The organism is Hymenobacter gummosus (assembly GCF_003970915.1).
In the GTDB taxonomy this organism is placed as follows: domain Bacteria; phylum Bacteroidota; class Bacteroidia; order Cytophagales; family Hymenobacteraceae; genus Solirubrum; species Solirubrum gummosum.
Window position 1 is genome coordinate 150,989 of the sequence record NZ_RXOF01000010.1, and the last position, 20,774, is coordinate 171,762.

The following is a 20,774-nucleotide window of genomic DNA, read 5'->3' on the forward strand; positions in this document are numbered from 1 at the left end:
CCGTGTCTGATTCGCCCCTTTCCGCCCTGCTCCGCCGCCACGCCGCCGCCTTCGGCCCCGTGCTGCCCGTCGATTTGAACGCCGCCGACGTGGCCCGCCTCGACTTCACCGCCGCCAACCCGCGCGTGGCCACGGCCGATTTGCGCGACACCGTGGCCTTCGACCAGCTGGTCAACGAACTGCTGGCGGCCCAAGGTGCCCGCATCGGGGTGGGCGGCTACCTCGAAAACCGCGTCATCTACCGCCGCAGCCCCGGCCTGTTCGGCGACGCGGCCCTGCCCGCCCGCTCCCTGCACCTGGGCGTGGATGTGTGGCTGCCCGCTGGCACCCCGGTGCTGGCTCCGCTGGCCGCCACCATCCACAGCGTGGCCGACAACGACCATTTCGGCGACTACGGCCCCACCGTCATTCTGCAGCACGAGCTGGAGGGCACCACGTTCTACTCGCTCTACGGTCACCTCGGCCGCGCGGAATGCGCCCCGCTGCGCGCCGGGCAGCTGTTGGAGCGGGGCCAAGCCTTTGCCACCGTCGGCCCCTGGCCCGAAAACGGCGACTGGCCTCCGCACCTGCACTTCCAGCTCATGGCCGATATGCAGGGCCGCGTGGGCGACTTCCCGGGTGTGGCCCTGCCCTCGGAGCAAGACTACTGGGCCGCCCTCTGCCCCGACCCCAACCTGGTGCTCAAATCACGGATTCTTGCGGATTAGACGGATTTCACGGATTTTGTGGACGATTGTCGTTCATCTAATTCGTGATTTATGCTACTTGATATTCGGCACAATGCGCTGACCCATCAGATAATCGGGTGCGCTATGAGCGTACATCGTGCTTTGGGCAGCGGCTTTCCAGAAGCTATTTATCAGCGCAGCTTGGCCGTTGAGTTGGAAGAAGCCAAACTCGATTTTGCCAGCGAAATTCATCTGCCGGTTTATTACAAGAACGTCGAAGTCGGTGCTCGTCGGGTTGATTTCTTGGTTGCCGATACAGTGCTTTTGGAGCTAAAAGCCACTAACGAACTTACCGTTGCTCATCACGCCCAAATTATCAACTACCTCCACGCATACAAGCTGGAAGTTGGACTACTCATCAATTTTGGGCAAGACAGTCTAGTTTATAAGCGGTTCCTAAAAAACCACGGCACCCGAATGTGAGATAAAAAGGGCCACGACTGTAAGCCGTGGCCCTTTCTCATTGAACGACAATCGTCCACAAAATCCGTCTAATCCGCAAGAATCCGTGATTAGTCGAACTTAATGGCCACTACCGGCTTGATGCGGGCAATGAGGTAGGTCGGAATCATCACGGCCAGCTGGGAGGTGACGAACACGGCCAGGTTGATGAGCAGGATGATGTTGAAGTCCCAGAAGATGGGCACCCGGTCCATGTAATAGTTCTCGGGGTCGAGGGGGATGGGGTGGAAAAAGTACTGGATGGCGCAGAAGCCCAGGCCCACCACGTTGCCCCAGAGCATACCCTTCAGGGTCAGATTCAGGCCGCGGAAGAAAAACATACGCCGGATCTGGTTGTCCGTCGCGCCCAGGGCCTTGAGCACCCCGATCATGTTGGTGCGCTCCAGAATCATGATGAAAATCGTGGCGACCATGTTGAAGGTGGCCACGAAGATGATCAGAATGAGGAAGATGACAACGTTGCGGTTGAGCAGCTGCAGCCAGTCGAAGAGCTGGGCGTACTGGTCGGTAATCTTGTCCAGCTTTAGGTCGTAGGCCAGGTTGCCGAGCAGGTTTTCCGACACCGGGTCGAGTTGGCGGAAATCCTTGAGCACCACTTCGTAGCCGCCCACCAGCGAATCGGGCCAGGCGTTCAGCTCCCGGATCTGCCGGATGTCGCCGATGACGTACACCTCGTCGAACTCGTCGAGGCCGGTCTGGTAGATGCCGGCCACCTTGAACTGGCGGATGCGCGGCGGGTTCTGAATAAAGTAGAACAGGGCCTTTTCCCCCACCTTGAGGCGCAGCTTGTCGGCCATCTTGCGCGAAATCATCACATCCTCGGACGAAGCCGTATCGGGGAAGCTCAGGAACTTGCCGGTCTGCAGGTTCTGGCGCATGGGCGAGGGGCCGTTCACTTCGTCGATGCCCTTGAGCACCACGCCCATCACCTCGTCCTTGGTCTTGATGATGGCCGTTTTGCGGGCGAAGGGCTGCATAGACTTCACCTGCCCGTAGTGGCGCAAGTCCTGGCTCAGGCGCGGGCCGTTGATGGGCTCGACTTCCAGCGAGTTGTTGTTGTCGTACTTGCTGACGGTGAGGTGGGCCCCGAAGGAGAAGATCTTGGCCTGGATTTCGTTGCGGAAGCCGGCCAGAATGGCAAACGACACCACCATCACCGCCAAGCCGAGGGCAATGCTGATGATGGCAATTTTGGTCACCGACGAGGTGAAAGACCCCGAATCGGAGCCTTCAATCTTCTGGGATATGTACCGCGAAACGTTCACTGGGCGTAAAGCTACGCGAAGCAGGCTAGTTTTGTGAATTCTCCCACCGTCCTGATGTCAACGATGATACCCCTGAGCCTGCCCGCCTGGTGCGCGCTGTTCTTGCTGCAAGGTTCGGCCTGTACGCGGCCCGGCGCCGCAACGTTGCCGCCCGCCGCCAACTCGACCGTAACTACTTCACCCGCTGCCGCTTCCACGCCGGTACCCGCGGCGCCCGCGTTGCAGGTCGGGGCGGCTCGTTTCGGGGAGTACCTGCCGCTGCTCAAGGGCAAGCGCGTGGGTTTGGTGGTGAACCAGACCTCCGTTGTCGGCCGCGCTCTGCTGCCGGATACGCTGCTGAGCCGGGGCGTCAACGTCACGGCCATCTTCGGGCCGGAGCACGGCTTCCGGGGCGAGGCGGCCGACGGAGCTACCATCAAGGACGGCAAGGACGCGCGCACGGGCAAGCCGGTGCGCAGCCTCTACGGGGCCACCAAAAAACCCACCGCCGAGATGCTGCAGGACGTGGACGTGCTCGTGTTCGACATTCAGGACGTGGGCACGCGCTTCTACACCTACATCAGCACCATGCACTACGTGATGGAGGCCGCCGCTGAGCAGGGCAAAAGCGTCATCGTGCTCGACCGGCCCAACCCCAACGGCTGGTACGTCGACGGGCCGGTGCTGGAGCCCGCGCACAAGTCGTTCGTGGGCATGCACCCCATCCCGGTGGTGCACGGCCTGACGGTGGGCGAGCTGGCCCGGATGATTAACGGCGAGAAGTGGCTGGCCGGCGGCAAGCAGTGCCCGCTCACGGTCGTTCCGGTGCAGGGCTACACCCATAGCACCCGCTACACCTTGCCGGTGCGCCCCTCCCCCAACCTGCCCACCGCCCACGCCGTGGCCTTGTACCCCACCATCTGCCTGTTTGAGGGCACCGACGTGAGCGTGGGCCGCGGCACCGATTCGCCCTTCGAGGTTATCGGCGCGCCGACGCAGCCCAGCACCCGGCCGTACTCCTTCACGCCCCGGCCCAACGCCGGCTCCCCCACCCCGCCCCAGAACGGCAAGCTCTGCTACGGCCAGGACCTGCGCCCGCTCAGCGGCGACCTGGGCTTCTCGCTCCAGTACCTCATCGACTACTACCAGCAGAGCACGGTCAAAGACAAGTTTTTCGGCAAGTATTTCGAGCAGCTGACGGGCACGCGCACCGTGCGCGACCTGATTGTGGCCGGCAAGTCGGAAAAGGAAATCCGGGCGGCCTGGGAGCCGAAGCTGGGCCAGTACAAGCTCATGCGCCAGAAGTACCTGCTGTACCCCGACTTCAAGTAAGATTACAGAAGGCGGTTTTGGTCCGCGCAAAACCGTGCACTTTACCGCTCACAAAAAATCCCTCACAAAATATTTTGTGAGGGATTTTTTGTGAGACTTGTGTAAACCACTGCTTTGTCACAAATTTTCGCTCACAAGATATTTTGTGAGCGAAAATTTGTGACACATGAACGAGTCGGCACGCGAACGTCTGGGATTGACGCAGGAAATGCTGGCCAGTTGGCTGGGTACTTCCCGCGCTATCGTGGCCCAGATGGAAATTGGCCGGGGTGACCTTCCTCTGGAAGCGGCAATGTCCCGTGCGCGCCTGGCGCTGGCGGTGCAGGGCTTGGTGCCCGACCCCGAAGGCGCAACGGTACCTCAACCCGCGCCACCGCCGCTGCTCACCCCGCCGGTCGACGCGCGGCCGCTGGCGCAACGACTACGTTATTGTCGCCACCACGCGCTCCGGCTGCGCCGGGAGCAGGAGGCTATGCAGGCCAAAGCCCGGCACTACGAGTTACGCCTTAAAGTAATACCTGCGCTGCGGGCTTGGGCTGGCCCGGTAGCCAATCCGGCCCAAGAGGAAAAATGGCTGACGCAGGTAGAACAAGAAGCCCGCAATGCCCTGCAGCACGACTGCGGCCTCGGGCCGCAACGGGTGCTGGAAGCGCGCATTGCCGGGCTGGAGCGCGAAGCCGAGCTGCTGGCGCAGACGCTAGCGGAGCTGCCAGAGGAGCCTACCGACGCGTAGCCGGCCCGGAACTTGAGAAGTCGGTGTACGCCGTTTTGCGTGCTGTGGGCAACAGCTAATTTGGCGGCCTTTCTTGGCTGCAGATGCCAGACTATAAGCCCTCATGCCCCGCAAGACCATAAATAAGCGCCGGCTCACCAGACAGCAAGTGCAGGATATCCTTGCGGCTGGGGCTACCTTTCACCCGAGTTTAACGGCCGCCGTAAGGCAGCTCACCGGCGATAATGACACAGTTTACGTTTTGCCAACTGGCAATGCGTTGCTAGTGCATGACCTTTCTACCATCAGGGGCAAAGGTGACATCTGGCCGGTGGCAGCTCTTCAAGAAATCTTCTCCATGACTCTCAATCCTACCGCCCCCCTCCGCCTCGTCTTTATGGGTACGCCCGAGTTTGCCGTGCCCACCCTCGCAGCCCTGCTCACCTGGCCCGGCTGCCGGGTGGTGGCCGTCGTCACGGCGCCCGACAAGCCGGCGGGCCGGGGGCAGAAGCTGGCCGAGTCGGCGGTGAAGCAGGCGGCGGTGGCCGCCGGGCTGCCGGTGCTGCAGCCCACCAACCTCAAGGCGCCGGAGTTTCAGCAGGAGCTGCGCAGCTACGCGGCCGATTTGCAGGTGATTGTGGCCTTCCGCATGCTGCCCGAGGCCGTGTGGAGCATGCCGCGGCTGGGTAGCATCAACATCCACGCCTCCCTGCTGCCGCAGTACCGCGGGGCGGCGCCCATCAACTGGGCCATCATCCACGGTGAGACGGTGACGGGCGTTACCTCGTTTTTCCTGCAGCACGAAATCGACACGGGCAACCTGATTTTCCAGGACGAGGTAGCCATTGAGCCGGCCGACGACTTCGGGGCGGTGTACCTGAAGCTGCAGCACGCCGGTGCCGCCCTGGCCCTGCGCACGGTGCAGGCCATTGCCGCCGGCACGGCCCCCAGCATTCCGCAGCCCCAGCACGCGGCCCTGCGCGCCGCGCCCAAGCTGCAGAAGGAAACCGGCCGCCTCGACTTCGAGCAGCCCGCTGCGGCGCTGGTGAACCTGGTGCGCGGCCTCTCGCCCTGGCCCACCGCCTTCACCCACCTGCCCGACGGCCGCGGCCTGAAGGTATTCCGCGCCCAGGCCCAGCCCGGCGCCCCTTCGGCCGACACGCCCGCCGGCCGCTGGCTCTCCGACGGCCGCAGCTACCTGCGCGTGCAAACCGCCGACGGCCAGCTCGAGTTGCTCGACCTGCAGCTCGAAGGCAAGAAACGTATGCCCGTGGCGGATTTCCTGCGCGGATTCAATAGTGCATTGCTGAATAATGGCTAAATGGTCAGATGGCTAAATGGCTGGTCGTTCAAGCACCACCCATTCAGCCATTTGACAATTCAACCATTTAACCATTACATCCCATGACTTCCATCGTAGTAGCCCGGGCCGATAACGGCGTGATTGGGCGCGACAACCAGCTGCCCTGGCACCTGCCGGCCGATTTGCGCCATTTCAAGCAGCTCACCAGCGGCCACCCCGTGGTGATGGGCCGCCGCACCTACGAAAGCATCGGCCGGCCCCTGCCTGGCCGCCGCAACATCGTGGTGACGCGGCAGCTGGACTGGCAGGCCGCGGGCGTCGAAACCGCCGCCTCGGTGCTGGGCGCCCTGGAGCTGGCCCGGCAGTCCGACGAGGAAGTCTTCGTCATCGGCGGGGCCGAAATCTACCGCGAAGCCCTGCCGGCCGTGGACGTGGTCTACCTCACCGAAGTGCACGCTGCCCCCACCGGCGACGCCGTGCTGCCGGAGTTCGGAGCCGACACCTGGCGCGAGGTCAGCCGGGAGCGGCACGAGCCCGACGACAAGCACGCCCACGCCTTCAGCTTCGTGACGCTGCAGCGGCGGTAACCGGGGGTAAATATTGCTTGGCCCACAAAAAAGGGCGGCCCCGTGCGGGGCCGCCCTTTTGTTCATTGACTTCGAGTAGGCTTAGCGCAGCAGCACCAGCTTGCCCCAGCCCTTCTTAAAGGCTGCGTCGGCGGCGGTGCGGCGGTGGGTGTACTCGCTGCCGGGGTCATCGAGCACCACGCGGTAGAGGTAGGTGCCGTTGGCCAGCTGGTCGCCGTAGGTGTCGGTGCCGTCCCAGGCGTACTCCGAGATGTTGTTGCCCACGCGCACGTTGCCCAGCTCGCTCTGCATGATTTCCTTCACCACCTTACCCGAGATGGTCAGAATCTGGATTTTCATGTTGCGCGGCGGCGTGGTACCGGTCAGGGTAAACACGAAGCGCGTGCGGCTGGTCACCGGGTTCGGGTAGGGGAAGACGTTGGTGATGGTGGCAGCCGAAATGACCTCGAAGCTTACCGCGTACAGCTGCGAGGCCGCGGGGTTGTCGGCCATGTCCTTGGCCTGCACCTCCAGCTTGTAGACGCCGTCGGGCAGCTTCTTGGCCGCCGTCAGCTCGGCCGGCAGGAAGTACACCTTGAAGCGGCCCGCCGTGGGCTGGCTTTCCGTGCGAATGAGCTGGGTGTTGGTCATGTTCACGCGCTCCACGCGGCCGTCGGGCCAGGTCAGGAACAGGTCCACCTTGTTCGGGTCGGTCAGCGGCCGGCGCTTGTCCTCGTACTTCACGTCCACCAGGATTTCGGGGTTGGTCGAGACGATGTCGCCGTTGAGGATGTGCTGCCCGTCGAAGGCCACGTCGAGCACCGGCGGCAGGGTGATGGTGGGCGCGGTCAGCACCAGGTTCAACTCGTTGTTGATGTCGGTCTGCTCCGGCAGCTTGTCCGAGTTGGCCACGATGCGCACGTTTACTTCCCCGCTCAGGGCGGCCACGTTCAGGCGGAAGTTGTAGCGGGCTACTGAGTCGGCGCGGGGCAGCTGCGAGAAGCCCGCGGCGCGGGTGGCCCACACCGTCATCGTATCCTGCCGCCCGCCGCTGACCTGGGTCACATAGGCCTTGGCCCGCGTGCGGCCCGTAAAGTCTACGTCCGACACGTTTTCGAAGAACACCGGAATATCCAGCACCCCGGTGCTGGCCGCCGCCGCGCTCAGCGTCGTGGCCGCGTAGGCGTTGGCCGGAATGGCGGGGTGGTCGCGGCGTACGGTGCCCTCGGGCAGGCCGCGGTAGGTAACCAGCCACTGCTTCAGCTGGGGCGGCGTGCGGGTTACCACGTCGCGCAGCTCCAGCTCCAGGGCCAGGTAGGGATACTGCCGGGCATCGACGCCGCTGAGCGAATACGAGGTGGTGGAGCCGCTGTTGGTGCCCGTTACGCTCGGGTTGAGCACGGTGCGCTGGTTGTTGGCGTCGTAGCCCACCAGGCGCAGGGTGTACTCATCGGCGGGCCCGTCGGGGCGCTTGAGGGTGTAGTGGAGCGTCTGCCACTGCAGCGCCGGCCCGATGCGGGTGCTGGTGATGGTGCCGCTGGTGTTGCGGCCCGTCAGCGTGGCGTTGAGCGTGATGATCTGCTCGTTGCGGGGCGTCGGGTCGGTAGGTGAGAACGTGACTTCCTGCGCCTGCGCCGGGAAGCCCTTGCGCAGCAGCATGGCCAGCGGGTCACCGTCCTGCGCGGTATTGATGAGCGAGGAGCCCATGCTCGTCAGCTGAGCCTTCAGAGCGGGCAGGAAGCTGGTGTACTTTACGTGGTTGACCGATACCAGCGACACGTAGGCTCCGTTGGGCACGTTGCGCAGGAAGTTCAGCAGCTGCGCCTGCCGGTAAGCAGTGTTGATGTTGTCCGCATTCAGACTATCCCGCAGGTTGACGGTAGTAGAGAAAAAGAACAATGTCCGGCCGCCGGCAATGTCACCGCATTTCTTCCAGTTACCGCCGGGTACGTTGTTAATCACGTTCAGGCTCACCGGGTCGATTACCATGGCAATAATGTCGTGGGGCGACAGGGTAGTGCTGTTATTCGGATTCAGACCCGTCTGACCGCAATTACCCACCGGCACCAGCTGCCCATCCAGCTTGAAGCCGTAGGTGGTCGGGAAGTTAGAAGCCGACAAGTCCGTGGTATTCAGACCCACCGTCTTCAGCTCCAGCGTTTTGGTTATAGGGTCAAACTCCCACTGCCCGCCCGGGGTGCGCTGCGTTATTTGCTGCGTCGCGTTGCTGGCCATCTGCGCGTAGTGGCTCTGCGACCAGCCGCCCGGGCTGCCGTTGATAAAGCGGAACGAGCTGCGCATCCAGGTAGTATCGAGCCCGGCCGGCACCGTGCGCGGGTCAAAGCGCACGCGCCAGTAGAATACCACCGAGTCGCGGCCGGGCACGTTGGGCAGGTTGGGCGTCCACGTGGCCACGTCGAGGGCCGTGAAGCTGGTCCGGTTCACGGGCGAGGTAAACGTAGGGATGGTATCCAGCTGAAACTCGTAGCGGAGCGGCGTAGCCTGGGGAATGTTGCTCTGCACCACCAGGCGCGCATTGGCGCGCCCTACGATGGCGAAGGGCGTCGGCTGCAGCAGGGTAATGCCGCCGTTCAGGAAATTGTGAGTGAACGTGGCCGTGTTGTTGGTTTCCGACAGCTCCGGAATCACGTTCGGGTCGTCGAGGCGGACGGTAAAGGTATTGTTGCCGAATACGGCCGCCGACGAGGGGTTGGTGAGCGTCACCACCACCGTCGTATCGCGCAGGAAGTACGGGATGGTGACGGGAGGATGGGTGATGGTTCGGGGAGTACCAGTGCTACCCGGGGCAGTTACGGTACGCCCGATGGTGATGTTGATGCTGCGCACCGGCTCAATCTTGCCGTAGTTACTCAGGCGCAGGCGCAGCCGGAAGCTGGGCGCCGACGACAGCACCGGCCCGCTGCCCGTCGTCGACTCGATGGCAACCGGCGCGACGCCGGGCGTAAACTGGTAGTCGGGCAGGGCCGGCGAGAACAACGACACCGCCGGGTCGCCGTGCCAGGTGATGTTGGTCATCATGGCCTGGCCGTACAGCGTGGTGAGGATGTAATTGATGTTCGGGTCAGAACTGGTCTGAATCCGCCGCAGCGCCTCCGCCTGGATAGCCGCCAGGGGCTTGCCGTACCAGGCCGACTCGTTGAACAGCATCTTGTACACCTGCGTCAGGTATATATGCTGGTTCTCCGCAATGTCCAGATCCGATTCGGCCATCCAGCCGATGGAACCCTTGCCGTCGGCCAGCACCCAGTCTTCACCTAGGGAGCCGCCCGCGGAGGCACTTCGCCCGATGGCACAGCCAGCAGCTATAAACACCGGGTATTTGCCGTTCTGCGCGTAACCGCTGCTGGCCTGGTTGATAGGCGGCGGCAGCAAGTCAATCGTCTCGTTGGAGCCGTGACCGAAATAGGTAATCAGGGCCAGCCCCGCGTTGACCTGCGGCACGATAGGAGCCGTGCTCGGCCCCAGGGCAGTATTGACAATGGTCGTCACATTGGCACCGAAGAAGGGCTTGCGGGCCATGCTCTCGTAGCTGGCCAAATAGCTGACCAATTGCTGCTGCTCGGTCACACTCTTTCCACCCGACATGTGCAGCAATTCTTTGCGCCAGGCCGCCGGGGTGGCGGCTTCATGGGCGCGCAGCTTGTTTAGGTAAGCCAGTACCTGCGCGGGCGTACGGGCCGGAATGCGGCCCGTAATCATGCGGGGCACGTAGTCGCCGTTCTGCCAGTCGGACGTGAAGAAGACATCCGACTGGCCGCGGGTGGAAACCGGCACCAAATCCGGATACAGGTCCCGCTCATTGGCCGGAGCCTGCCGGTACATGTAGTTCATGCCATTGCCCCTCTCCGAAACAAAAACGCCCTTGCCCAGTAGCAGCAGGTACTGCCCGGTGCGGGAGCCCGTCTGCATATAGCGGGCAAACTGCCGCACCGCCAGCGGCGACCGTTCGCCGTAGTGAAACTGGTCGTAGAGCATTTCGCTGGTTACCACCAGCGTATCATAGGCAATACGGCCCGTCCCGGCCGTAGCCCGGTAGCCGGCGTACTGGCGCACGATGTTGACGCCGCCGACCGGCTTCATCAGTGCCCGGCCCGTCACAATGATAAAGTTGGGTTGCGAGGGGTTGAGCGAGGTGCGGAAGCCCACGCGCTGCGCGGCCGCGGGCGTCAGGCTGCGGCTGGCATCGGTCAGCAACAGGTGGCGCGTGGTGGCCACGGTACCCGGAAAGCCGTAGGCCCGGCTCTGCCCGCCCAGGGCGGCGCCCACCGTCCGGCGCACGTTGGCCGGGTCGGTCACGTCGTAGCCCACCACGGTGGCGGGGATGCTGTCGAGCTGGTAATAAGCCGCACCGGCCAGGGTGGAGTCGTTCCAGAAATGTACGGCCCGCTGGCCGCTGCGCCAGTGCGCCACCTGTGGGCTGACCACGCGCACGTAGCCGAGGCGGTATTTGTCGTTGTTAACGGGCAAGGCCCGCTCAAGGCGCACCCCCAGCTGACCGTTGCCGGTAAAGTCGCTGCTTTGCAGGCGCAGCACCACCCGCCGCACCTGGTACGGCGCGTAGGAAATGGGCGTGGGCGTCAGCAGCCGCGGCGTTCCGTTGTTTCCCGGCAACACCGAGATGTTGGTGTTGTGCGTTCCGAGGTCGGCGCCTACCAGCAACGTTTCCAGCCAGGCCTGCGCCCCGGTCCGGGCGGGGCGGAACAAGGAGTCCATAACCACGTTGGCGGGGTTGCCCTCCAGGTCGCCGCTCAGGAAGCCTTCCCCCTTATCGGCCCAACTCAGGAAGTGGGGGCCCGAGTCGGTCTGGCCGAAGTTGTAATCCCCGGTGAACATCTTCAGGCGCGGATTCAGCCAGCTCGGGTGCACGGTGCCGGTGGCGGCCGTGGTATTTTCCACCATGCGGCGCCCGTTGGTGGTAGTCGAGACGGTCAGGAAGTACGCGGCCGTATCGGTAAACAGGCTGTACAGCTTGTGGGGCTGGTCGGCCGCGTCCTTGTACATGCCCCGGTCCAGGGCGCCGTCGTTACGCTGCCCGTAGAACTCGAAGTAGGTGGTAGCGTCGAGCTGGCTCTGGTTGCCGCCGCCGTACATGGCCACCTCGCGGCCCCGGCGCCACAGCTGCACGCGCTGGGGGTTGGTGCTGGCCGACAGCCCCGCCTGCGTCAGGTAGGCCTGGTCGAGGCGGTAGATACCGTCCTTGGTAATCTTGATTTTATAGTAGGCCTGCGAGGGCACAATCCATTCGTTGCCGTACGGCCCCGATTGGGCCCGGCCCGGCAGGCTCAGCGCCAGCAGGCTCAAGAGCAGCAGGCAGTGGGCGCGTGTAAGTCGGTACAAGTGCTTCATTATCAATAGCTGGTTTAGCCCAGAAGTACGCATGCGATATGCCAGTGTTTACCGTCTTTATTTGAAGCCGTAGCCCAGGGACACCATCACCGAGTTGGCCTGGGAGCTGCTGCCCAGCCGCTCGATGGCCAGGCGCGACAGGGCCAGATCGAGGCGCAGGCCGCTCAGGGCCACGCCGACGCCCAGCGTGGGCTGCACCTTCCACTCCTCCTGCCCGTCGAAGGCCTGGATTTTCTGGATGTTGGTGGCGCCGCCGCGCAGAAACAGCAGATTCTTGTAGCCGAGTTCCGCGCCCACGTGCGGGGCAATGCTCACGAAACTGCTCGAAATAGGAGTGTTGCGCTTGCCGTCGGTGGTCATTTCCAGATCCACGGCGGCCACGGCCGTCAAATCGGCGGGCAGCTTGAACGAGCGGCTCACGCCCAGCACGAAGCGGGGCAGCGTGACCTCGGTGCTGTTTTTGGGGATGAAGTCCAGCGTGTCCTTGGTGGGCTGAAACTTCTCGGTGTTGATGGACCAGGCGTTGAACGTGGTGGTAATATCCCGCGCCATCAGGGCGAAGTTCCAGTTGCCGCGCTGGTACTGCGCGCCCGCGTCGATGCCGAAACCCCAGGCGTCGGCGTAGTCGCCCACGTTGCGGTAGATGATTTTGGCGTTGGCGCCCACGCGCAGGCCGCCGAGGGCCTCCAGCTTGCGGGCGTAGGAGAGCAGCAGGCCGTAGTCGGCCACCGAGAAGTAGGTGACGCGGTCGTAGCTGATCTGGTTGTACTCGTTGACCAGCGCCCGGGTGTCGGGAATGTCGTCGACGCCCACGCGGATGAGGCTGGCCCCGATGGCGCTACGCTCGTCCAGCGGCATGGAAAAGGCCGCGTAGTCGTTCTTCACGATGCCCGAAAACAGCTCGGAGTGCATCAGCACCGCGTCGTACTTGGTTTTCTGGCCCAGCAGGCCGGCCGGGTTCCAGTAGCCGGCGGTGGCGTCCTGGGCCAGGCTTACCTGGGTACCGCCCATGGCCAGGGCCCGCCCCCCTACCCCGATGGAGAGAAAGTCGTTGCTGTACTTGGGCGTGGCGTCCTTGCTGGGGGTAGTCTGCGCCTGGGCGGCCGCGGCGGCCAGCGAGGCGGCCGAAAAGACGATAATACTGCGGCGGAAGAAGTGTGGCATAAGGTAAGGTAGGTGGCGTCTGGACCCGGTAAACCGGCTCCACAACGCAAGTTACTCATTAATAGTGCGGCGCTGGTGCGCAAATCTGCCGCGAACATAGTGCCAGACTATTGAACCGGCAAAGAGGTTGCGCCAGCCGGCTAAACTTCCTCCGCACCGGCGCCCTTGCGCGCCGCTGGCTCACATGATTGGGTGATGCCCACGCGCACAATTCATAATTAACAATTAATAATCAATCACTTAACTCAAACATCACTCAGCAAACATTGGCTAAACGAAATTATTTTCACCCAGTACCTTGCGTTGCAAAGTACCTGCCTTTATATTTGTACCATTCTTCACCGACTACCGCCCGCAAGCCCATGAAAGTCGAAAACACCCAAGTGCAGATGCGGAAAGGCATTCTGGAATTCTGCATTCTGGAAATCATTGCGCGGGGCGAGGTGTATGCCTCCGACATGCTGGAGGAGCTAACCCAAGCCCGCATGATTGTGGTGGAGGGGACGCTGTACCCCCTGCTCACCCGCCTTAAGAATGCCGCCCTACTCGATTATACCTGGAAGGAATCGAGCAGCGGGCCACCCCGCAAGTACTACACCCTCACGCCGGTGGGGCAGGAATTCCTGCACGAGCTGCGCCTGACCTGGGAGGAAATCGAAGACTCCATCCAGATTATCCGCAGCAAACCCCACGGCGCCGCGCCGCCCGCGCCCGGTCCCGACGACCTCGTGCCGCCCGCCCCGCCCTTCGCCGCCGGCGACGCCTCCATCTAACCACCGCTTAGTTGCAGCACTGCGATGAAAAAGAATATCAGCATCAACCTGCAGGGCCTCATCTTCCACATTGAGGAAGATGGTTACGAAGTCCTCCAACGCTACCTGCAGGACGTGAAGGCGCACTTCAGCACCTTCCGCGGGCACGAGGAAATCGTGGCCGACATCGAGGGCCGTATCGCCGAAATCTTTGCCGCCCGCACCTCGGCTACCAAGCAGGTCATCACCTACGAGGACGTGCAGGCCATGATGGGCAAGATGGGCCGGGTGCAGGACTTCCAGAACGACGGCAGCCTCGACGAGGACGACGACGTGGCCGACACGGCCAGCTACGGCCAGCCCCTGGGCGGCCAGCAGCAGGCCTACGCCGGCACGGCCACCGGCCCGGCTCGCCCCGCCACCGACACCGCCGCGCCCGCCGTGGAAGAGCCGCGCCGCCTCTACCGCGACATGAGCAACCGCCGCGTGGCCGGCGTAGCCGCCGGGCTGGCCCGCTACTTCAACGTGAACCCGCTCTGGATTCGCCTGGGCTTCGTGCTGACGCTGTTCTCCATCTTCATTGGCGACTTCGTGGGGGCCCTGCCCGCCGTGAGCATCCTGGCCTACGTCGTCCTCTGGATTTCGCTGCCCAAGCGCTACGACGACAACCGCCCCTTCCACGACGACGACGTGACCCGCAAGCTGTTCCGCGACGCCGACAACGGCTCGGTGGGCGGCGTGGCCGCCGGCCTGGCCCATTATCTGGGTATTGAGGTGGCCGTGATGCGCATCATCTTCGTGCTCAGCATCTTCCTGGGCGGCACCGGCCTCTTCCTCTACCTGATCCTGTGGATGGTCATTCCGCCGGCCGTCACGCTCAGCCAGAAGGCGCAGATGCGCGGCGAGGCCGTGACCCTCTCGGGCCTGGAAAACAGCCTGCGCAACCCCCAGCAGCCGACCAACCGCCCCGTAGGCGCCTTTCTGGAGGAAATAGCCCGCGCCGTGCGCCCCATAGCCCGCGTGCTGGGCACCGTCATCCGGGTGTTCGTGGGCATGATGTTCCTGCTGCTGGGCTTCGGCCTGCTGATGGGGCTGCTGATCCTGGCCGGCGTGGCCCTGGGTTTGCTGCCCGAGTCGCAGAACATTGAGCTGTTCGACAAACCCGCCTACACCGTGCTGGCCGGCGTGCCCGCCTGGTTTGTGGTGAGCGGCTTCCTGGCCGCGGGTATTCCGGTGCTGCTGCTGCTGTTCTCGGGCATTGGCCTGGTGATGCGCCGCTGGCTGCTGGGCCGCACCCCCACCCTGGTGCTGCTGGGCCTCTGGATGATTGGCATCGTGGGCTCGGTAATGGGCGGGGTGCGCCTCTCCCAGGAGTTCCAGGAAGAAGGCTACTTCACCGCCAACCGCACGCTGGGCACCATTGCCAGCCCCGTCGTTTCGCTGCAGGCCCGCTCCCTGGAGTACAACTGGGAAATGCGCCCCGACCTCACCCTGGTAGCCGCCGACAGCGGCGCGGCCATCACCCTGGTGGAAGACTACTCGGCCCGCGGCCGCACCGAGGCCGCCGGCGCCGCCCAGGCCCGCAACAGCATGAGCTACCGCGCCATGGTGCGCGACTCGGCCCTCATCCTCGATGACCGCTTCACCTTCAAGCCCGGCGCCATCTTCCGCGGCCAGCAGCTCGACCTGACCCTGCGCCTGCCCCGCGACAAGCGTTTCCGCCTCAACAACAGCTTCGCCTACCACCTGCTCGACGAGGATGACTTCGTGGGCGGCCACCGCCCCAACGACCCCGACAAGCACCTCTACGAGCTGGTGGGCCGGCAGCTGCGCTGCCTCGACTGCACCGCCGAGGACCTGCCCGAAGACGCCCTCAACGACGAGGACTACTCCGAAGGCGACGAGGAAGTCAACATCGGCGACATGCGGGTGCGCGTGAACACCGACAACGACGAGGTGCGCGTGTCGGTCGACGGCGAGGGCGAGGTCAACTTCTCCACCGACCCCGGGGCCTACGGCAACAGCCGCGAAACCTTCAACTTCACCGACTTCAACGACATCGACGTCTCGGGCGCTTACCGCGTCGTCATCCGCCACGGCGAGCGGTACAGCGTGGAAGCCTTCGGCTCGGACCGCGCCCTGCGCAACCTGTCGGCCGACAGCCCCGGCAACGAGCTGCACCTGCGCCCCCGCCACCGCGGCTTCCTCAACTTCGGGGCCCGCAACGACGCCGACAACCGCGTGCTCATCGTGGTGGAAACGCCCGAACTGGAAAGCCTCGACCTGAGCGGCGCCGTGCAGGCCAAAGTGGAAGGCTTTGAGAACCTGGGCACCCTGCGCGTCGACCAGTCGGGGGCCAGCCACATGAGCTTCCAGGGTCAGGCCCGCACCCTGGCCCTGGACATGAGCGGGGCCTGCCGCGCCGTGCTGCAGGGCAGCGCCGACCGCCTCAGTATCGACGGCTCGGGCGTGTGCCAGGTACACGCCGACGCCTTCCCGGTGCAGCGCGCCGACGTGGAGCTGAGCGGGGCCAGCAACTCGCGCCTGAACGTGTCGGACGAGCTGCGCACCGATGTGTCGGGCGCCAGCCAGGTCACTTACCGCGGCGCGGCTTCGAACGTGCACAACCAAAAATCGGGCTCTTCGCGAGTGAAACGCGTGGAATAGATTTTCTGGATAAAAAGCTGCCGAGCTTGCACTTACTCCCCGAACTTATGCCTATATTGGGATGCATCCTTACTCGGTAAGCTGCGTAATCAAGCCAACAACGTCTTGTTCGCATCCCTATAAGCCTGCATACGTCGAGTTTAGGGGCCCTTTGGTGAGTGAATGGTTGCCCCCGAGGAAATCTGTTTGTCTTTCGAGCTGCAACAGAAAGGCAACGGTTTCCTCGAACTCGCGGTGACAACCGGGATTCGAACACAAAGCAGAGGCGGCGCACCACTGGGGTGCGCCGCCTCTGTTAGTTTAGCCGGTTTTGGTCGGGCTTGCTATTCGCCCGCGGGCGGGGCTGCCAGCTCCTGCTTCACCTCCAGCCCCTTACGCTGGCCCAGTGCCAGCAGCCAGGGGTAGGCCTCCCCGAACTCGTTGCGCACCTGCCCGTCGAGGATGGCTTCGAGCACGGCGTCCTTCAGCTCGCCCACGGCCTTGGAAGGCGCCAGGCCGAAGGTCTGCATGATGATTTCGCCGGTAATGACGGGCTTGAAGTTGCGCAGGTGGTCTTTTTCCTCCACCTCCCTCAGCTTCTGCTCCACCACGTCGAAGTTGCGCAGGTAGCGGGCCACGCGCTGGTGGTCCTTGCTGGTAATGTCGGCCCGGCACAGCTTCATCAGGTTATCGATGTCGTCGCCGGCCTCGAACAGCAGGCGGCGCACGGCCGAGTCCGTCACCGTCTCCTTCACCAGCGCAATGGGGCGCAGGTGCAGGCGCACCAGCTTCTGCACCATGCGCATTTCCTCGCCCAGCGGCAGCTTCAGGTCGGCGAAGATATTGGGCGTCCACCGCGCCCCTTTGTCCTCGTGGCCGTGGAAGGTCCAGCCCACTTTCGGGTCGAAGCGCTTGGTGGCGGGCTTGGCAATGTCGTGCAGGATGGCGGCCCAGCGCAGCCACAGGTCGGCCCGGGTTTCCACCACGTTGTCGAGCACCTGCAGGGTGTGGTAGAAGTTGTCCTTGTGGGCGTGCTGCCCGCGCTTTTCCACGCCCTGCAGCAGCGCCATCTTGGGGAAGATGAGCGGTAGCAGGCCCGAGGCAAACAGCAGCTTGAAGCCGTAGCTGGGCTTCGGCGCCATGATAATCTTGTTCAGCTCGGTCGTTATCCGCTCCTGCGACACGATGCGAATCCGCTCCTTATTCCGCGCTATGGCGTCGAAGGTGTCCGGGTCGATGTCGAAGTTCAGCTGGGTGGCAAAGCGGATGGCCCGCATCATGCGCAGCGGGTCGTCGCTGAACGTAATGTCCGGGTCGAGCGGGGTACGGATAATGCCGTCCTTGAGGTCCTGGATACCGTTGTAGCGGTCCACCAGCGCGCCGAAGTCCTCGGCGTTCAGGCTCAGGCCCAGGGCATTGATGGTAAAGTCGCGGCGGGCCAGGTCTTCCTCCAGCGTGCCGGCCTCCACCTCGGGCTTGCGGCTTTCGGCCCGGTAGCTTTCCTTGCGCGCCCCCACAAACTCCAGCTCGATGTCGGGCGTAGGCAGCATGGCCGTGCCGAAGTTCTTGAACACGGTCACCCGCGGGCGGTTGGGCAGCTTCCGGCCTACGGCCTGCGCCAGTTGGATTCCGTCGCCCACGCACACCACGTCCACGTCCTTGCTCGGCCGCTGCAACGCCAGGTCGCGCACGAAGCCGCCGATAACGTAGGCCGGGTAGCCCAGCTCCTGGGCGGCGTCGGCAATGGTACGGAACAGGGGCAAATCGGGCAGCTGGGGCGGCAGGTTCATGCGGAAACGGGATGATTCAGGCCGCAAAGGTAGGGCAGTCAGCAGAACTGGCGCCGGTTTAGCGAGCAAAGCGAGCGTAACCGGTGCCCATAATAACGCAGGCTTTCAGCCTGCGTGCATCACCCAGCCGAGTTGCCAGAACAACACCACCACGTTCAACGCAGGCCGAAAGCCTCCCTTATTTCCGGCACCGGTTACGCAACTCCGTGGCTAAACCGGCGCCAGCCCGCTTAATCCCGCAGCACCTCCAGCCCGCCATCCGGCAGCACGCGTACCACCCGCGAGGGGGCGTGGCGCGTCTCGTCGTCCTGCCGCCAGCTTACCACGTAGTCGGCCCCGCGCACGATGGCCGGGCTGACCTCCTTGTATACAGCCGGCGTGGGCTCCCCGCTGATATTGGCCGAGGTCGAGACCAGGCCGTGGCCCAGGCGCCGCACTACTTTGTGGGTAAACTCGTCGGCCTGCACCACGCGCAGACCGATGGTGCCGTCGGCCGCTAGCAGGTTGGGCGCCAGAAAGCGGCTGCCTTTCACCACGTACGTGGTTGGCTTCTGCTGCCCGGCCAGCAGCTCGGCCAGGTTATCGGGCACCTGCTCGGCGTAGCGGGCAAACATCTGCTCGTCGGCCACCAGCACGATGCAGGCTTTTTCGGCCGGGCGCTGCTTGAGCTGGTACACTTTCTCCACCGCCCGCGGCACTTCCGCGTCGCAGCCCAGGCCCCAGACGGTATCGGTGGGGTACAGGATGACCTGTTGCAGCAGCAGCGCATCCACGGCCGCGTCGACTTCCTCGCGCAGAAACTTCTGACTCATGACTTACTCCTTAATAGACTGGCACAGCTCCACCAGTACGCCGTGGGCCGATTTGGGGTGTACGAAACACACCAGCTTATTGTCGGCCCCGCGCTTGGGCTCCTCGTTGAGCAGGGTGAAGCCCTCGGCGCGCAGCCGCTGCATTTCGGCCCGGATATCGTCCACCTCAAAGGCCACGTGGTGAATGCCCTCCCCTTTCTTGGCCACAAACTTGGTAATGGCGCTGTCGGGCGTGGTGCCCCCTAGCAGCTCGATCTTGGAGCCGCCGACCTGGAAGAAAACCGTGTCGACGCCTTCGCTTTCCACCGTTTCGCGCTTGTAGGGCGCCAAACCCAGCAGGGCGGTATAGAGCGTGGTGGCGGCTTCCAGGTCCTGCACGGCCAGGCCCAGGTGTTCGAGGTTGGTGAACATATAAAGGAGTGAGCAGCACGCCCGGGCGGGCAGCGCGGCCGTTGTTTGGATTGTATCTACTTTTGTGGATACAAAGTAAACCTCCGGCCCCGTTTCGCTGTTCTACCCGCGAATCATTCTCCGCTGGATTCCCTGGGTATGCCGGGCTTTCCGCGGTCTAGTGGTTACCTTTGCCCGCGACAATAACAAGCACCATGCTCAAGCTGCCTATTTACCTCGACAACAACGCCACCACGCCGATGGACCCGCGCGTGCTCGAGGCCATGTTGCCCTACTTTACCGAGCAATTCGGTAACGCCGCCTCGCGCAACCACCCGTTTGGCTGGCAGGCCGAAGAAGCCGTGGATTACGCCCGCGAGCAGATTGCGCAACTGATCAACTGCGACCCGAAGGAAATTATCTTCACCTCGGGCGCTACCGAGTCGGATAACCTTGCCATCAAGGGCGTGTATGAGATGTACGCCCAGAAGGGCAACCACATCATCACCGCCACCACCGAGCACAAAGCCGTGCTCGACACCTGCAAGCACCTCGAAAAGCAGGGCGCCCGCGTGACCTACCTGCAGGTCGACGAGAAAGGCCTCATCAACCTCGAAGAGCTGGAAGCTGCCATGACGCCCCAGACCATTCTGGTGGCCATCATGTACGGCAACAACGAAATCGGCGTGCTGCAGGACATCCGCGCCATTTCGGCCATTGCCAAGAAGCACGGCGCCCTGTTCTTCTCCGACGCCTCCCAGGCCGTGGGCAAAGTACCGGTCGACGTGGTTGCCGACGGCATCGACCTGATGGCCTTCACCGGCCACAAGATGTACGGCCCGAAAGGCATTGGCGCCCTGTACGTACGCCGCAAGAACCCGCGGGTGAAAGTAACCGCCCAGATGGACGGCGGCGGCCACGAGCGCGGCATGCGCTCCGGCACCCTGAACGTACCCGGCATCGTGGGCCTGGGCAAAGCCTGCGAGCTGTGCCGCGTGGAGATGGAAGCCGATACGGCCCGCCTCTCGGCCATGCGCGACCGGCTGGAAAAAGAGCTGCTGACCCTGGAAGAAAGCTACGTCAACGGCTCCCGGGAGCACCGCCTGCCCCACGTGTCGAACATCTCGTTTAAGTACGTGGAAGGCGAAGGCCTGATGATGGGCGTGAAAGACCTCGCGGTGTCGTCGGGCTCGGCCTGTACCTCCGCTTCGCTGGAGCCCTCCTACGTGCTCAAGGCCCTGGGCCTGAGCGACGACCTGGCCCACAGCTCCCTGCGCTTCGGCCTCTCCCGCTTCACCACCGACGAGCAGATCGACTACGCCATCAACCACGTAAAAGAAGCCGTGACCAAGCTCCGCGAAATGTCCCCGCTGTGGGAGATGTTCAAGGAAGGCATCGACCTGAACTCCATCGAGTGGGCCGAACACTAAAATCAATTAATAATTAAGAATGAAGAATTAATAATTGGCCGTTCTCATGCCGGTTATGATTCACGACTCTCATTCT

15 protein-coding genes are annotated in these 20,774 nt (G+C 63.5%); 9 read left to right on the forward strand and 6 right to left on the reverse strand.

The window, feature by feature from the left end; all coding sequences use genetic code 11:
* The first annotated feature begins 2 nt into the window (after window positions 1-2).
* Window positions 3-707, forward strand: a complete 705-nt coding sequence (locus EJV47_RS17270) for a peptidoglycan DD-metalloendopeptidase family protein (RefSeq protein WP_126694421.1) — start codon at window positions 3-5, stop codon at window positions 705-707.
* Window positions 708-758: 51 nt separating this feature from the next.
* Window positions 759-1,151, forward strand: coding sequence for a GxxExxY protein (locus tag EJV47_RS17275; RefSeq protein WP_126694422.1), 393 nt, complete (start codon window positions 759-761; stop codon window positions 1,149-1,151).
* Window positions 1,152-1,240: 89 nt separating this feature from the next.
* Here EJV47_RS17275 and EJV47_RS17280 read toward each other — a convergent pair whose 3' ends face one another.
* Complete coding sequence (locus EJV47_RS17280) at window positions 1,241-2,455, reverse strand: ABC transporter permease (protein ID WP_126694423.1); 1,215 nt, start codon at window positions 2,453-2,455, stop codon at window positions 1,241-1,243.
* 54 nt (window positions 2,456-2,509) lie between these two features.
* Between EJV47_RS17280 and EJV47_RS17285 the strand changes: the two genes are divergently transcribed.
* The 4 genes from EJV47_RS17285 (at window position 2,510) to EJV47_RS17300 (ending at window position 6,368) form a co-directional block, all read left to right on the forward strand.
* A complete protein-coding gene (locus EJV47_RS17285) occupies window positions 2,510-3,766 on the forward strand; it encodes an exo-beta-N-acetylmuramidase NamZ family protein (RefSeq protein WP_243651207.1) in 1,257 nt (418 codons plus the stop codon).
* Between the two features lie 292 nt (window positions 3,767-4,058).
* Complete coding sequence (locus EJV47_RS17290; protein WP_126694424.1) at window positions 4,059-4,499, forward strand: hypothetical protein; 441 nt, start codon at window positions 4,059-4,061, stop codon at window positions 4,497-4,499.
* Between the two features lie 337 nt (window positions 4,500-4,836).
* On the forward strand, window positions 4,837-5,799 hold the full coding sequence (gene fmt, locus EJV47_RS17295) for a methionyl-tRNA formyltransferase (RefSeq protein ID WP_126694425.1): 963 nt from the start codon (window positions 4,837-4,839) through the stop codon (window positions 5,797-5,799).
* 83 nt (window positions 5,800-5,882) lie between these two features.
* Window positions 5,883-6,368: a dihydrofolate reductase gene (locus EJV47_RS17300; RefSeq protein WP_126694426.1), complete on the forward strand. Its 486-nt coding sequence runs from the start codon at window positions 5,883-5,885 to the stop codon at window positions 6,366-6,368.
* Window positions 6,369-6,449: 81 nt separating this feature from the next.
* On the opposite strand, the gene porU2 is transcribed toward EJV47_RS17300, so the two are convergent.
* Entirely contained in the window at window positions 6,450-11,714 is a 5,265-nt protein-coding gene (porU2, locus tag EJV47_RS17305; RefSeq protein WP_165903804.1) for a putative type IX secretion system sortase PorU2, read from the reverse strand.
* A gap of 57 nt (window positions 11,715-11,771) precedes the next feature.
* Entirely contained in the window at window positions 11,772-12,878 is a 1,107-nt protein-coding gene (locus EJV47_RS17310) for a putative type IX sorting system protein PorV2 (RefSeq protein WP_126694428.1), read from the reverse strand.
* Between the two features lie 362 nt (window positions 12,879-13,240).
* Between EJV47_RS17310 and EJV47_RS17315 the strand changes: the two genes are divergently transcribed.
* Together EJV47_RS17315 and EJV47_RS17320 are read left to right on the forward strand one after the other, a co-directional pair.
* Window positions 13,241-13,651 carry a PadR family transcriptional regulator gene (locus EJV47_RS17315; RefSeq protein ID WP_126694429.1) on the forward strand — a complete coding sequence of 137 codons (411 nt, stop codon included), beginning with the start codon at window positions 13,241-13,243 and terminating at the stop codon, window positions 13,649-13,651.
* A gap of 24 nt (window positions 13,652-13,675) precedes the next feature.
* Complete coding sequence (locus EJV47_RS17320) at window positions 13,676-16,297, forward strand: PspC domain-containing protein (RefSeq protein WP_126694430.1); 2,622 nt, start codon at window positions 13,676-13,678, stop codon at window positions 16,295-16,297.
* Window positions 16,298-16,620: 323 nt separating this feature from the next.
* On the opposite strand, the gene EJV47_RS17325 is transcribed toward EJV47_RS17320, so the two are convergent.
* The 3 genes from EJV47_RS17325 to mce all read right to left on the reverse strand — a co-directional run bounded on the left by EJV47_RS17325 (window position 16,621) and on the right by mce (window position 19,289).
* Window positions 16,621-18,066, reverse strand: a complete 1,446-nt coding sequence (locus tag EJV47_RS17325; RefSeq protein WP_126694431.1) for a CCA tRNA nucleotidyltransferase — start codon at window positions 18,064-18,066, stop codon at window positions 16,621-16,623.
* Between the two features lie 230 nt (window positions 18,067-18,296).
* The gene (locus EJV47_RS17330) at window positions 18,297-18,878 is read right to left on the reverse strand and encodes an L-threonylcarbamoyladenylate synthase (protein ID WP_126694432.1); all 582 of its coding nucleotides are present in this window, start codon (window positions 18,876-18,878) and stop codon (window positions 18,297-18,299) included.
* Window positions 18,879-18,881: 3 nt separating this feature from the next.
* Window positions 18,882-19,289: a methylmalonyl-CoA epimerase gene (gene mce, locus EJV47_RS17335; RefSeq protein ID WP_126694433.1), complete on the reverse strand. Its 408-nt coding sequence runs from the start codon at window positions 19,287-19,289 to the stop codon at window positions 18,882-18,884.
* Between the two features lie 194 nt (window positions 19,290-19,483).
* On the opposite strand from mce, the gene EJV47_RS17340 reads away from it, so the two are divergent.
* Window positions 19,484-20,698 carry an IscS subfamily cysteine desulfurase gene (locus EJV47_RS17340; RefSeq protein ID WP_126694434.1) on the forward strand — a complete coding sequence of 405 codons (1,215 nt, stop codon included), beginning with the start codon at window positions 19,484-19,486 and terminating at the stop codon, window positions 20,696-20,698.
* The last annotated feature ends 76 nt before the right edge of the window (window positions 20,699-20,774 follow it).

Bases quoted from the DNA above. Each gene is read 5' to 3' on its own strand.
- EJV47_RS17275 (WP_126694422.1), top strand. From the start codon at position 759: ATGCTACTTGATATTCGGCACAATGCGCTGACCCATCAGATAATCGGG.
- EJV47_RS17285 (WP_243651207.1), top strand. From the start codon at position 2,510: ATGTCAACGATGATACCCCTGAGCCTGCCCGCCTGGTGCGCGCTGTTC.
- EJV47_RS17290 (WP_126694424.1), top strand. From the start codon at position 4,059: ATGTCCCGTGCGCGCCTGGCGCTGGCGGTGCAGGGCTTGGTGCCCGAC.
- fmt (WP_126694425.1), top strand. From the start codon at position 4,837: ATGACTCTCAATCCTACCGCCCCCCTCCGCCTCGTCTTTATGGGTACG.
- EJV47_RS17300 (WP_126694426.1), top strand. From the start codon at position 5,883: ATGACTTCCATCGTAGTAGCCCGGGCCGATAACGGCGTGATTGGGCGC.
- porU2 (WP_165903804.1), bottom strand. From the start codon at position 11,714: ATGAAGCACTTGTACCGACTTACACGCGCCCACTGCCTGCTGCTCTTG.
- EJV47_RS17310 (WP_126694428.1), bottom strand. From the start codon at position 12,878: ATGCCACACTTCTTCCGCCGCAGTATTATCGTCTTTTCGGCCGCCTCG.
- EJV47_RS17315 (WP_126694429.1), top strand. From the start codon at position 13,241: ATGAAAGTCGAAAACACCCAAGTGCAGATGCGGAAAGGCATTCTGGAA.
- EJV47_RS17320 (WP_126694430.1), top strand. From the start codon at position 13,676: ATGAAAAAGAATATCAGCATCAACCTGCAGGGCCTCATCTTCCACATT.
- EJV47_RS17325 (WP_126694431.1), bottom strand. From the start codon at position 18,066: ATGAACCTGCCGCCCCAGCTGCCCGATTTGCCCCTGTTCCGTACCATT.
- EJV47_RS17330 (WP_126694432.1), bottom strand. From the start codon at position 18,878: ATGAGTCAGAAGTTTCTGCGCGAGGAAGTCGACGCGGCCGTGGATGCG.
- mce (WP_126694433.1), bottom strand. From the start codon at position 19,289: ATGTTCACCAACCTCGAACACCTGGGCCTGGCCGTGCAGGACCTGGAA.
- EJV47_RS17340 (WP_126694434.1), top strand. From the start codon at position 19,484: ATGCTCAAGCTGCCTATTTACCTCGACAACAACGCCACCACGCCGATG.